The following is an 11,597-nucleotide window of genomic DNA, read 5'->3' on the forward strand; positions in this document are numbered from 1 at the left end:
CGCCCGCCGCCCGCCCGCCCGCGGCTCTTGGGTCCAATCCCCCTCGGCAGCCGGGCCGCGCCCGCGTTTTTCTCCCCGTCCGCAAACCGGGCGGCCACACCCAACGCCATCGCCCGCGAGGCGGGCGTCTCCCCGGGCACGCTCTACCAGTTCTTCCCGAACAAGGAAGCGATCGCGATCGAGCTGGGCGACCGGCTCATGCACGAGATGCGGGAGACCTACGGCGAGGCGCTCGCGCCGGTCGACCCCGCCACTCCGCTGGACGAGGCCGTCTCCGCCGCCGTCGACCGCTTCATCGCCTTCAACACCGAGCACCCCGTCTTCTTCGCGCTGATGCACGGCCCCGACATCCCCGGCCGGATCGCCGAGGAGCACGACGCGCTGCACTCCACCCTGGTGACGCGCATCGAAGGGCTGATCGCCTCCTTCCTGCCCGCCGCGCCCCCGGCCGACGTCACGCGCACGGCGCAGGTCTGCCTCGGCATCTACAAGGCCGGTCTGGAGCTGGTCCTCACCCACGAGGGGGCGCAGCGCGAGGCGTACATCTGGGAGATCAAGAACGTCCTCATCCGCTATCTGGAGCCACTGGCCGGCGGCCGACCCGGCGTCAGCGGCCTTCGCCGGACGGCGACATAGGGCCCACCCGGCACCGGGAAGGCGGGCTCTCCTCGGACTGCGGCAAAAGGCACAACTGCATATGGTGCCGGTAGATCGCCCCAGTCAGCAGGAGCACGAGGGGACCTTCCGTGACCCACTCTCCACCGCCCGGCGCGCCCCGGGCCCGCATCCCCGGCCCGAAGCAGCCCCCGCCCCCCTTCCCCCGTATCCGCGCGGGCCTGTGGCGGCGCTGCCTGGGTGGCGGGCTCGCCCTGTGGGTGCTGACCGCGCTGGTGACGTACACGACGAAGAACACCACGCTCCTGCCGACCCTGATCCTGCTCGGCGGCTTCCTCGTCCCGGTCACGTTCGTCCTGTGGGCCTACGAGCGGCACGGCCGCGACCTGGGCGTCAGCGCCATCCTCGGCTGCTTCCTGACCGGCGGCACGCTCGGCGTGCTCGGCGCGTCGACGATGGAGCACTATCTGCTGCGCCCCTCCCTCTCGATGTTCGTCGGCGTCGGAATGATCGAAGAGGCGGCGAAGCTCGGCGCGCTGATGTTCACCCTCCGCCGGCTGCCCGGGATCCGCGGCACGCGGGCCGGGCTGGTGCTCGGCGCGGCCGTCGGCTTCGGGTTCGCGGCCCTGGAGAGCTGTGGCTACGCCTTCGACGCCGCGGTCTCGGCGAACGGCATCGACCTGCGCGCCCTGGTCGAGACCGAGATCCTGCGCGGGGTGCTGACCCCCTTCGGGCACGGCCTGTGGACGGCGATCACGGGCGCCGTCCTGCTCTCCCACCGCCATCCGAACGGCCGCTTCCGGCTCACCTCCCCGGTCGTCGCCACGTACGCCGGGGTCTCCCTGCTGCACGCCCTGTGGGACTCCACGCACGGCATCGCGATCTGGCTCGTGGCCCATCTGGTCGGCACGGGGCTGGACCGGCAGCTGTTCGCCCAGGGGTACATGCCGGCGCCGACCGAGGCGCAGGAACACCTCTTCACGCTGTTCTCGGTCGGCGGCCTGGTGCTCGTCGCCCTGCTCGGCGTCGGATGGGCCGGCTCGCTGGCGCGCCATGACGTTCCTTGGAGAAATACCCCCTAGGGGTATAGTGTGAGGAGTGCGGGCCCCATCGTGGGCCCCCCAGGCCCCACACGCCTCGACGAGGAGTAACGACATGACCGCGCAGACCGACATCACGGGCTCCGTCACCACTGTCTACAAGGTGAGCGGGATGAGCTGCGGACACTGCGAGGGCTCCGTCTCCAGTGAGATCTCCGGGATCCCGGGCGTCGGCTCGGTGCAGGCCGTCGCGTCCACCGGTGAGGTCACCGTGGTCTCCGCCGCCCCGCTCGACGAGGCGGCCGTCCGCGCCGCCGTCGACGAGGCCGGCTTCGAGCTCGTCGGCGAGGCCTGAGACACCCCGGGGGCCCGACACACGGGGCGGGACCCGAAACCTTTTTCCTCCGACCGGGCCGTGCCGACCAGCTGATACTGCATCCGTACGGTCCGGTCCGATGTCTGGAGTCCGGACATGACCAGCACCACCACCAGCACAGAGACACCGATAGTCGCCGAGACGTCGGAGGTCGAGCTGCTCATCGGCGGGATGACCTGCGCCTCCTGCGCCGCCCGCGTCGAGAAGAAGCTGAACCGGATGGACGGTGTCACCGCCACGGTGAACTTCGCGACGGAGAAGGCGAAGGTCTCGTACGCCGAGGGCGTCCGGGTCGCCGATCTGATCGCCACCGTGGTGAAGACCGGGTACACGGCCGAAGAGCCCCCGCCGCCGCGGCCCGAACCGCAGGCCCCGACCGGGAGCCCGGAGACGTCCGAGGCGGACCCCGAACTCGCCGCTCTCCGCCACCGCCTGCTGGTCTCGGCCGCGCTCGCCGCCCCGGTCGTCCTGCTGTCCATGATCCCGGCGCTGCAGTTCGACAACTGGCAGTGGCTCTCGCTCACCCTCGCCGCGCCCGTCGTCGTCTGGGGCGGCCTGCCCTTCCACCGGGCCGCGTGGACCAACGCCCGGCACGGCGCCGCCACCATGGACACGCTCGTCTCGGTCGGCACCCTGGCCGCGTTCGGCTGGTCGCTGTGGGCGCTGTTCTTCGGCGACGCGGGCATGCCGGGCATGCACGACGAGTTCCGGTTCACCGTCTCGCGCATGGACGGCGCGTCCACCATCTACCTCGAGGTGGCCGCGGGAGTCGTCACCCTGATCCTGCTGGGCCGCTATCTGGAGGCCCGCTCCAAGCGGCGCGCCGGGGCGGCCCTGCGGGCGCTGATGGAGCTGGGAGCCAAGGACGTCGCCGTACTGCGCGGCGGCGGTGAGGTACGCGTCCCGGTGGCCGCCCTGGCCGTCGGCGACCGCTTCGTCGTCCGGCCGGGCGAGAAGATCGCCACCGACGGCACCGTGATCGAGGGCGTCTCCGCCGTCGACGCCGCGATGCTGACCGGCGAGTCGGTGCCGGTGGACGTCTCGGCGGGCTCCTCCGTCACCGGCGCGACGGTGAACGCCGGCGGCCGGCTGGTGGTCGAGGCGACCCGGGTCGGCGCGGACACCCAGCTCGCCCGGATGGCGAAGCTCGTGGAGGACGCGCAGAACGGCAAGGCCGAGGTACAGCGGCTGGCCGACCGGATCTCGGCGGTGTTCGTCCCGGTGGTCGTCCTGATCGCGCTGGGCACGTTCGGCGTGTGGCTCGGCGTCACCGGCGACAGCGTGGCCGCGTTCACCGCCGCCGTCGCCGTACTGATCATCGCCTGCCCGTGCGCGCTGGGCCTGGCCACCCCGACCGCGCTGATGGTCGGCACGGGCCGGGGGGCCCAGCTCGGCATCCTGATCAAGGGCCCGGAGGTCCTGGAGTCCACGCGCCGTGTCGACACGGTCGTCCTGGACAAGACCGGCACGGTCACCACCGGCCGGATGTCCCTCCAGGAGGTGTACGTCGCCGAGGGCACCGACGAGAAGGAGGTGCTGAGGCTCGCGGGCGCCCTGGAGCACGCCTCCGAGCACCCGGTCGCCCGCGCGGTCGCGGCCGGTGCCGAGAAGCGGGCCGGCGCACTGCCGGACGTCGAGCGCTTCGAGAACGTCCCCGGGCGGGGCGTGCGCGGGCGCGTGGCGGGCCGTGAGGTGGCCGTGGGCCGGCTGTTCGAGGAGCTTCCGCGGGAGTTGGCCCGCGCCCGGGAAGAGGTCGAGAGGGCCGGTCGTACGGCCGTCGTGGCCGGCTGGGACGGCCGGGCGCGCGGTGTCCTCGCCGTCGCCGACTCGGTCAAGGAGACCAGCGCCGAGGCGGTGCGCGAGCTGCGCGCCCTCGGGCTCACCCCGGTGCTGCTGACCGGGGACAACCGGGCGGTGGCCGAGACGGTGGCGCGCGCCGTGGGGATCGACGAGGTCATCGCCGAGGTGCTGCCCGAGGACAAGGTCGAGGTCGTACGGCGGCTGCAGGGCGAGGGGCGGACCGTCGCCATGGTGGGTGACGGCGTCAACGACGCGGCCGCGCTCGCCACCGCCGATCTGGGTCTGGCGATGGGAACCGGTACGGACGCGGCGATCGAGGCGGGCGACCTGACCCTGGTGCGCGGGGACCTGCGGGTGGCCGCGGACGCCATTCGGCTCTCGCGCAGGACCCTGAGCACGATCAAGGGCAACCTGGTGTGGGCCTTCGGCTACAACGTGGCCGCGCTGCCGCTGGCCGCCGCCGGGCTGCTGAACCCGATGATCGCGGGGGCCGCAATGGCCTTTTCGTCCGTGTTCGTGGTCACGAACAGCCTCCGACTCCGGACGTTCCGCTGAAGTTACCGGCGGTACGCCCCAGTCGAAGTAAGAGTCCCTCTAGAGTCCAACGCGCGCCTCACATAAGCTCTTCACAAGGCTCGCGCATCATCCTTACGCTTGGGCTCCGATCATCGGATCGGGGCTCTTGCGCATCTAACGGACATATGCAAGAGACGCAGATCACAGTGATGTGAACGTAACCATCGAAGGGGTTCGAAGGTCTAAGTTGGCGATGTCAGACAGCGTCTTGGGGGGCGTTGGCTGGCATCTGGGGATGTCTTGGGGGACTTCCTCAGAGTTGCGTTGCCGGGGCGCGTACTTCGGGAAGCTTTGAGCGGCCCTCCCGATCGGTACGGGTCCCGGCAGATCGCACCGCATCACTCGAGCACCGCGAGTTCTGCTCGTTGTGCTCAAACAGCGATTCAGGCGCTGTCCTCGCAAGCGCCCGGCCGGATCCCGTGGGGGGAATCCGCACCGGGACATGGGAAGGCGCCCTGGTCGTCGGCCCGTGGGGGGACCGGCGCTCCAGGGCGCCTTCTGCTCCGCCCGGACATTCCCCGGACGACCACCGCGCTCAGTGCCGCTCAACGACGAGGACGGCTCTCGACCACGCACGCCGCCGCACCGCCCCGGGGCAAGGGGCACCCCTCGAACCCCGAAGCGGCCGTACGCCGGAAGCCGAGGGGGAAGAACACCCCGGCGACGGGGCACCGCCGGAACGGCGCCCCTCAGCGGCAGGTGTCAGCGCTCCTCGACCGGAACGAAGTCGCGCTCGACCACGCCCGTGTAGATCTGGCGCGGGCGGCCGATGCGGGAACCCGGCTCCTTGATCATCTCGTGCCACTGGGCGATCCAGCCCGGCAGGCGGCCGAGGGCGAACAGGACCGTGAACATCTCGGTCGGGAAACCCATGGCCCGGTAGATCAGGCCGGTGTAGAAGTCGACGTTCGGGTAGAGGCTGCGCGAGACGAAGTAGTCGTCGGAGAGCGCGTGCTCCTCCAGCTTCAGGGCGATGTCCAGCAGTTCGTCGGACTTGCCGAGGGCCGACAGGACATCGTGCGCCGCCGCCTTGATGATCTTGGCGCGCGGGTCGAAGTTCTTGTAGACCCGGTGGCCGAAGCCCATCAGGCGAACGCCCTCCTCCTTGTTCTTCACCTTGCGGATGAAGGAGTCGACGTCGCCGCCGGTCGCCTGGATGCCCTCCAGCATCTCCAGGACGGACTGGTTGGCGCCGCCGTGCAGCGGGCCCCAGAGGGCGGAGATGCCGGCCGAGATCGACGCGAACATGTTCGCCTGCGACGAGCCGACCAGGCGGACCGTCGACGTCGAACAGTTCTGCTCGTGGTCCGCGTGCAGGATGAGCAGCTTGTCGAGGGCGGAGACGACGACCGGGTCCAGCTCGTAGTCCTGCGCCGGGACCGAGAAGGTCATGCGGAGGAAGTTCTCGACGTAGCCGAGGTCGTTGCGCGGGTAGACGAACGGGTGACCGATCGACTTCTTGTACGCGTACGCCGCGATCGTCGGGAGCTTGGCGAGCAGACGGATGGTGGAGAGGTTGCGCTGCTTCTCGTCGAACGGGTTGTGGCTGTCCTGGTAGAAGGTGGACAGCGCCGAGACGACCGACGACAGCATCGCCATCGGGTGGGCGTCGCGCGGGAAGCCCTTGTAGAAGTTCTTGACGTCCTCGTGCAGCAGGGTGTGCTGCGTGATCTCGTTCTTGAACGAGGTGAGCTCGTCCACGGTGGGAAGCTCACCGTTGATCAGCAGATAGGCCACCTCGAGGAACGTGGAGCGCTCGGCCAGCTGCTCGATCGGGTAGCCGCGGTACCGGAGGATGCCCGCCTCACCGTCGAGGTAGGTGATGGCGGATTTGTAGGCGGCCGTGTTGCCGTACCCGCTGTCCAGAGTCACCAGACCGGTCTGGGTGCGGAGCTTCCCGATGTCGAAGCCCTTGTCGCCGACGGTGCTGTCGATCACCGGGTAGGTGTACTCGCCGTCGCCGTACCGCAGTACTACAGAGTTGTCGCTCACGTCTTCCCTCACCGACGTAGTGCCTCATCTTCGAGGTGCCCTGACTGTCTCTACCATCCCCCATTTGGCTCAGGAGAGTGCACTCGGGGTCGACCATTGGGCCTATCGGCGGCACTCAGTGCCGCCAACCTGCTCATCCTGCCCGGTTGTCTCCCCATCTGGAAGTGCTCTGTGACCTTCACGACTCATTTGATCGATCATTTTTGCCGATGCCGCTCCGGTCGAGCCTGAAGTCCAGTGCCGTACAGCGCCTCCCCGCCGACACCGTGCGCACCGCCTGGCCGATCGCCTTGCGTGAACCGACGAGGACGACCAGCTTCTTGGCGCGGGTGACCGCCGTGTACAGCAGGTTGCGCTGAAGCATCATCCAGGCTCCCGTGGTGACCGGGATCACCACCGCCGGATACTCACTGCCCTGCGAGCGGTGGATGGTCACCGCGTAGGCGTGCGCCAGCTCGTCCAGCTCGTCGAAGTCGTACGGAACCTCCTCGTCCTCGTCCGTCAGCACCGTGAGGCGCTGGTCGACCGGATCGAGCGAGGTGACCACGCCCACGGTGCCGTTGAAGACACCGTTCTTGCCCTTCTCGTAATTGTTGCGAATCTGGGTGACCTTGTCGCCGACCCGGAAGACGCGGCCACCGAACCGTTTCTCGGGCACGTCGGGACGGCCGGGCGTGACGGCCTGCTGGAGCAGGCCGTTGAGGGTGCCGGCCCCGGCGGGGCCGCGGTGCATGGGCGCGAGAACCTGCACGTCCCGGCGCGGGTCAAGCCCGAATCTGGCCGGGATGCGGCGGGCGGCCACGTCCACGGTGAGCCGGCCGGCCTCCTCCGTGTCGTCCTCGACGAAGAGGAAGAAATCCTTCATGCCGTCGGTGAGCGGATGCTGCCCTGAGTTGATCCGGTGCGCGTTCGTCACCACCCCCGACTGCTGGGCCTGGCGGAAGACCCGGGTGAGCCGGACCGCCGGGATGGGGCTGCCGTCGGCCAGCAGGTCCCTGAGCACCTCGCCCGCGCCGACGCTGGGCAGCTGGTCCACGTCCCCGACGAACAGCAGATGGGCCCCGGGAGCCACCGCCTTGACCAGCTTGTTGGCGAGCAGCAGGTCCAGCATGGAGGCCTCGTCCACGACCACCAGATCGGCCTCCAGCGGCCGGTCCCTGTCGTATGCCGCGTCGCCGCCCGGCTTGAGCTCCAGCAGCCGGTGGACGGTGGACGCCTCGGCTCCGGTGAGCTCGGCCAGTCGCTTGGCGGCACGGCCCGTGGGCGCGGCGAGCACGACCCTGGCCTTCTTGGCGCGGGCCAGTTCCACGATCGAGCGGACCGTGAAGGACTTGCCGCAACCGGGGCCCCCGGTGAGCACGGCGACCTTCTCGGTCAGCGCCAGCCTGACGGCGGCCTCCTGCTCGGGCGCGAGGTCCGCCCCCGTGCGTCCCTTGAGCCACCCGAGCGCCTTCTCCCACTCCACGTCCCGGAAGGCGGGCATCCGGTCCTCGTCGGTGCGCAGCAGGCGCAGCAGCTGGGCGGAGAGGGAGAGCTCGGCGCGGTGGAAGGGGACGAGGTAGACGGCGGTGACGGGCTCGCCGCCGTCCGGCCCCGGGACCTTCTCCCGTACGACGCCCGGATCGGCCCCGTCCTCCGGCGGCTCGGCCAGTTCGGCGAGGCACTCGATGACCAGTCCGGTGTCGACCTGCAGCAGTTTCACGGCGTCGGCGATGAGCCGCTCCTCGGGCAGGAAGCAGTGCCCCTGGTCGGTCGCCTGCGAGAGGGCGTACTGCAAGCCCGCCTTCACCCGTTCCGGGCTGTCGTGCGGGATGCCGACGGACTGGGCGATCTTGTCGGCGGTGAGGAAGCCGATGCCCCAGACGTCGGCGGCCAGGCGGTAGGGCTGGTTCTTCACGACCGAGATCGAGGCGTCGCCGTACTTCTTGTAGATGCGCACGGCGATGGACGTCGAGACCTCCACCGTCTGGAGGAAGAGCATGACCTCCTTGATTGCCTTCTGCTCCTCCCACGCGTCGGCGATCCTCTTCGTGCGCTTGGGTCCGAGGCCGGGGACCTCGATCAGCCGCTTGGGCTCCTCCTCGATGATCCGCAGGGTGTCGAGGCCGAAGTGCTGGGTGATGCGGTCGGCGAAGACCGGTCCGATGCCCTTGACCAGCCCGGATCCGAGGTAGCGCCGGATGCCCTGGACGGTGGCCGGCAGCACGGTCGTGTAGTTCTCGACGGTGAACTGCTTGCCGTACTGCGGATGGGACCCCCAGCGGCCCTCCATGCGCAGGGACTCCCCGACCTGGGCGCCGAGCAGCGCGCCGACGACCGTGAGGAGATCACCGGCGCCTCTGCCGGTGTCGACCCGGGCGACCGTGTAGCCGTTCTCCTCGTTGGCGTACGTGATGCGCTCGAGCACGCCTTCCAGCGTGGCAAGCCGCCGCTCTTCCGCCTGGGAAGCCCCCGCCTGAATGGACATGATCCGACGCTACAGCCGGGCACTGACATCACGATCCGGTCTCGGGGTCTTGCCTCTCGCCGTGTAATCGATTCCAATCCTCGGTACACCCCACGGTGTAATCGATTCCATGAGCATTTCCACAAGGAGGTGGAACGGCGATGGCGAGCATCAAGGACGTCGCCGCCGCAGCGGGCGTCTCCGTTGCCACGGTCTCGCGCGTCCTGAACGACCACCCGTCGGTCAGCGCGGACGCGCGCACCCGCGTGCTGACCGCCGTCCAGGCGCTGGGCTACCGCCCGAACGCCGTCGCCCGTTCGCTGCGCACCGACCAGACCCACACCCTCGGCCTGGTCATCAGCGACGTGCTCAACCCCTACTTCACCGAGCTGGCCCGCTCCGTGGAGGAGGAGGCCCGCGCCCTCGGCTACAGCGTGATCATCGGCAACGCCGACGAGCGGCCGGATCTTCAGGACCACCACGTACGGACCCTGCTGGACCGCCGTATCGACGGGCTGCTGGTCTCCCCGACCGACGGCGGCTCGCCGCTGATGCTGGACGCCGCCCATGCGGGCACGCCGATGGTGTTCGTGGACCGGTGGATCCCGGGCGTCGACGTACCCGTCGTACGGGCCGACGGGCAGTCCGCCGTCCGGGATCTCGTCGCCCATCTGCACGGACTCGGCCACCGGCGGCTCGCGATCATCGCGGGCCCCGCGGCCACCACCACCGGCAGCGAGCGGGTCGCGGCCTTCCGGGCCGCCCTCGCCGAGTACGGGATCCCCCTCCCGGACGCCTACACGGGCCAGGGCGACTTCCAGGCCGAGAGCGGTCGGCGGGTCACCGAGGGCTTCCTCGACCTGCCCGAGCCGCCCGAGGTCGTCTTCGCCGCGGACAACCTGATGGCACTCGGTGCCCTGGACGCGATCCGCGCGCGCGGGCTGCGCGTCCCGGACGACATCGCGCTCGCCGCGTTCGACGACATCCGGTGGTTCGTGCACACCGATCCGCCGATCACGGCCATCGCCCAGCCGACGGGCGAGCTGGGCCGGGCCGCGGTACGGGCCCTGGTCGACCGCATCGAGGGACGGCCCCCCGAGTCCGTCACCCTCCCCGCCCGTCTCGTCGTACGCCGCTCGTGCGGTGCGACAGTCCCTGCGCAGTCCCCCGCTGCGCAGTCCCCCGTACGAAGGAGCAAGTCGTGAGCAACCCGGACGAGTTGCTGCGCATCGAGGGCATCCGGAAGACCTTCCCGGGCGTGGTCGCGCTGGACGGCGTCGACTTCGACCTGCGCAAGAGCGAGGTGCATGTGCTGCTCGGTGAGAACGGAGCGGGCAAGAGCACCCTCATCAAGATGCTCTCCGGCGCCTACCGGCCCGACGCCGGGCGAATCCTGGCCGGAGGCCAGGAGGTGCGCATCCACGGCGCGCAGGACGCCGAGCGCCTCGGGATCGCCACCATCTACCAGGAGTTCAACCTCGTTCCCGATCTGACGGTCGCCGAGAACATCTTCCTGGGCCGGCAGCCCCGCCGCTTCGGAATGATCGACCGCAAGCGGATGGAGGCCGACGCCGCCGTCCTGCTGGAGCGGGTCGGCGTCGACGTGTCGCCCCGCGCGCGTGTCCGCGAACTCGGCATCGCGCGCCTGCAGATGGTCGAGATCGCCAAGGCGCTGAGCCTGGAGGCGCGCGTGCTGATCATGGACGAGCCGACCGCCGTGCTCACCTCCGAGGAGGTCGAGAAGCTCTTCGCGATCGTGCGCAGGCTGCGCGAGGACGGGGTCGGGATCGTCTTCATCACCCATCACCTCGAGGAGATCGCGGCCCTCGGCGACCGCGTCACCGTCATCCGCGACGGCAGGAGCGTCGGCCAGGTGCCCGCCGCCACGCCCGAGGAGGATCTCGTACGGCTCATGGTGGGCCGCTCCATCGAGCAGCAGTACCCGCGGGAACGCGCCGACCGGGGTGCCGCGTTGCTCACCGTCGAGGGACTGACCCGGGACGGTGTCTTCCACGACGTGAGCTTCGAGGTGCACGCCGGGGAGGTCGTCGGCGTCGCCGGGCTCGTCGGCGCGGGCCGCACCGAGGTCGTGCGGGCCGTGTTCGGCGCGGACCCGTACGACCGGGGAGCCGTGAGGGTCGCCGGCACCGAGCTGCGCCGCCACGACGTGGGCGCGGCCATGGCGGCCGGGATCGGGCTCGTGCCCGAGGACCGCAAGGGCCAGGGGCTGGTGCTCGACGCGTCGGTCGAGGAGAACCTCGGCCTGGTGACCATGCGGAAGGCGACCCGTGCCGGGCTCGTCGACCTCAAGGCACAGCACGCGGCGGCCGAACGGATCGCCGGACAGCTGGGCGTGCGGATGGCGGGCCTCGGCCAGCACGTGCGCACCCTCTCCGGCGGCAACCAGCAGAAGGTCGTCATCGGCAAGTGGCTCCTGGCCGACACCAGGGTGCTGATCCTCGACGAGCCGACGCGCGGCATCGACGTCGGCGCCAAGGTCGAGATCTACCAGCTCATCAACGAACTCACGGCCGCCGGGGCCGCCGTCCTGATGATCTCCAGCGATCTGCCCGAGGTCCTCGGCATGAGTGACCGGGTGCTGGTGATGGCCCAGGGCCGGATCGCGGGCGAGCTCGCGGCCGGCGAGGCCACCCAGGACACCGTGATTGCGCGCGCCCGCCCCGCCCCCCCCACACCCCCGCCAGACGCACAGTGTGGCACACCCGGGCCCAGACACGCGCACAAGAACGAC

8 protein-coding genes are annotated in these 11,597 nt (G+C 70.3%); 6 read left to right on the forward strand and 2 right to left on the reverse strand.

Annotation, left to right across the window (positions count from 1 at the left end):
• Positions 1-36 precede the first annotated feature (36 nt).
• The 4 genes from ACFW2E_RS13720 (at position 37) to ACFW2E_RS13735 (ending at position 4,386) form a co-directional block, all read left to right on the forward strand.
• Positions 37-636, forward strand: coding sequence for a TetR/AcrR family transcriptional regulator (locus ACFW2E_RS13720; RefSeq protein ID WP_384465933.1), 600 nt, complete (start codon positions 37-39; stop codon positions 634-636).
• A 110-nt stretch (positions 637-746) separates the two neighbouring features.
• Positions 747-1,697: a PrsW family intramembrane metalloprotease gene (locus ACFW2E_RS13725; RefSeq protein ID WP_384465919.1), complete on the forward strand. Its 951-nt coding sequence runs from the start codon at positions 747-749 to the stop codon at positions 1,695-1,697.
• A gap of 73 nt (positions 1,698-1,770) precedes the next feature.
• Positions 1,771-2,010, forward strand: coding sequence for a heavy-metal-associated domain-containing protein (locus ACFW2E_RS13730; RefSeq protein ID WP_384465921.1), 240 nt, complete (start codon positions 1,771-1,773; stop codon positions 2,008-2,010).
• A 117-nt stretch (positions 2,011-2,127) separates the two neighbouring features.
• Complete coding sequence (locus ACFW2E_RS13735; RefSeq protein WP_384465923.1) at positions 2,128-4,386, forward strand: heavy metal translocating P-type ATPase; 2,259 nt, start codon at positions 2,128-2,130, stop codon at positions 4,384-4,386.
• Between the two features lie 723 nt (positions 4,387-5,109).
• Here ACFW2E_RS13735 and ACFW2E_RS13740 read toward each other — a convergent pair.
• Both ACFW2E_RS13740 and ACFW2E_RS13745 read right to left on the reverse strand, forming a co-directional pair.
• The gene (locus ACFW2E_RS13740) at positions 5,110-6,399 is read right to left on the reverse strand and encodes a citrate synthase (protein WP_384465925.1); all 1,290 of its coding nucleotides are present in this window, start codon (positions 6,397-6,399) and stop codon (positions 5,110-5,112) included.
• 178 nt (positions 6,400-6,577) lie between these two features.
• Positions 6,578-8,866: an ATP-dependent RecD-like DNA helicase gene (locus ACFW2E_RS13745; RefSeq protein WP_384465927.1), complete on the reverse strand. Its 2,289-nt coding sequence runs from the start codon at positions 8,864-8,866 to the stop codon at positions 6,578-6,580.
• 140 nt (positions 8,867-9,006) lie between these two features.
• Between ACFW2E_RS13745 and ACFW2E_RS13750 the strand changes: the two genes are divergently transcribed.
• A complete protein-coding gene (locus ACFW2E_RS13750) occupies positions 9,007-10,050 on the forward strand; it encodes a LacI family DNA-binding transcriptional regulator (RefSeq protein ID WP_384465929.1) in 1,044 nt (347 codons plus the stop codon).
• Positions 10,047-11,597 (forward strand): sugar ABC transporter ATP-binding protein (locus tag ACFW2E_RS13755; protein ID WP_384465931.1); only part of this gene is annotated, 1,551 nt, incomplete at its 3' end. The genes ACFW2E_RS13750 and ACFW2E_RS13755, both read left to right, overlap by 4 nt.

Source organism: Streptomyces sp. NPDC058964, from assembly GCF_042741275.1.
Classification (GTDB): domain Bacteria; phylum Actinomycetota; class Actinomycetes; order Streptomycetales; family Streptomycetaceae; genus Streptomyces.